The sequence below is a fragment of the Nocardia otitidiscaviarum NBRC 14405 genome (genome assembly GCF_000308635.1).
In the GTDB taxonomy this organism is placed as follows: domain Bacteria; phylum Actinomycetota; class Actinomycetes; order Mycobacteriales; family Mycobacteriaceae; genus Nocardia; species Nocardia otitidiscaviarum.
Window position 1 is genome coordinate 1 of sequence record NZ_BAGD01000094.1, and the last position, 564, is coordinate 564.

The 564-nt window shown below is 69.5% G+C and carries 2 protein-coding genes; both read right to left on the reverse strand.

Annotation, left to right across the window (positions count from 1 at the left end; genetic code table 11):
* Positions 1–266: hypothetical protein (locus ON31_RS20385; protein WP_039815911.1), on the reverse strand; the 266-nt coding region annotated here is incomplete at its 3' end.
* The coding region (locus tag ON31_RS20390; RefSeq protein WP_218007368.1) for a hypothetical protein at positions 263–564 on the reverse strand (302 nt) is incomplete at its 5' end. The genes ON31_RS20390 and ON31_RS20385, both read right to left, overlap by 4 nt.

Consider the following 564-nt stretch of genomic DNA (forward strand, 5'->3'; position numbering starts at 1 on the left):
ACGGTGAGCGCGTCGCACGCCGGTTTCAGCGTGGCGACGAGGTTGTCGGTGTCGCGGCGACGGTTGTCGCGCGGCCGGTAGTGCAACTGCACGGTGACATGCCGCAGGTCGCGAGGCAGTTCGGCCGACTCGGCGAGCGCGAGTACCTTTGCGCGGACCTCGGCGACCTTGCGCGCGTGGGCGAACATCGCGCCGCGTGTGGCGCGCCGTTGATTGAGCGTGAGGGGCGGTGCCGTCCATGGCAATTCGAGGATGGCGCTGGTCATGAGTCCGCCTCGGCGTCACAGCCGGGGCACGAGTCCGTGAGGCGGTAGTCGTGCTGGCATGGTGTCGCTGAGGCGACGGCGCGGCCGGGGCCGGAGATGAAGAACTCGGGCCAATCGCGTACGTCGGCGACCGTGGGGGCCTCCTTGGCGAGCACGTCGCCGGGTGGTCGCGGGATGGTCAGATGGCGGGCGTACTGGTCGCGAATTTGGGCGGCGTCCCATCCGGTGATGGCGATTCCGCACGCACATTCGGCGCGCACTCGTGTTCGACCGGCAAGGACGGCACCAGCGCCGATCT